We start from the raw sequence: 773 nt of genomic DNA, 5'->3' as shown, positions 1-773 counted from the left end.
CACAGACAATCGGTTAGTTTAACTACCATCACCCACCTCCTTAACTTTAAAATGTAGGGGGTAGTTAATATTTCATTTATGTAAATTATACACCTTATAACAAAATCCTTCAAGCATATTATGAGAAAAAGGAAAAAAGAACTATGAATTTATTAGAAAAACTCTATGAAAAATTAAATTATGAACAAATCTGGGGTCCAGATGGTATAACCCCTTTAGATAAAAAAAAGAAAGGAGTAAAAGGTTATGAATTTTGATTTTATTATTAACAAATTTCAAAACCAGAAAAGGCTAAGTAACGGCAGTCATCAATGTTCGTGCCCACTGCCGGCACACAAGCACGGAGACAAAAATCAGTCTCTAACTATAACAGAAAAGGAGGACAGAGTTTTACTCTTCTGCCATGTCTGCGGGGAATCTGCGACACCAGAAATTTTAAAAGCAGTAGAACTTGAGGAAAAAGATTTGTTCAAAAAAAACTGGAACAAAGAAACTTCTTCTTCATACTCTCCATCAGAAGTGGACAAAAAGAGCTGCTCTCTGGATTGGCTTATTAAAAACTCAACATCTCATTACTTCTATAATAATGAAAAGAATGAGTATGAGATTTTAAAAATCCGATACAGAGACAAAAACACAGGAGAGGAAGTAAAAGGCTGTTTTTATCACTATGCCGGCAGTGACCGATGGATAAGAAACCTGAACGGCAAAAGACCACAGCTTTATAAACTTCCCGAATTACTTCAGGCCATTCAAAGAGGAGAAGAGTATAT

At 34.9% G+C, this 773-nt stretch carries 1 protein-coding gene; it reads left to right on the top strand.

Annotation, left to right across the window (positions count from 1 at the left end):
* Window positions 1–246: 246 nt before the first annotated feature.
* Window positions 247–773, top strand: a 527-nt coding sequence (locus tag HZC47_11445) for a hypothetical protein (GenBank protein MBI5681498.1), incomplete at its 3' end; no start/stop codon positions are given.

The sequence above is a fragment of the Methanobacterium sp. genome, from assembly GCA_016222945.1.
Lineage (GTDB): Archaea > Methanobacteriota > Methanobacteria > Methanobacteriales > Methanobacteriaceae > Methanobacterium_D.
The sequence above is the reverse complement of the archived record's forward strand: the minus strand, read 5'-3'. Positions and strand labels throughout refer to the sequence as shown.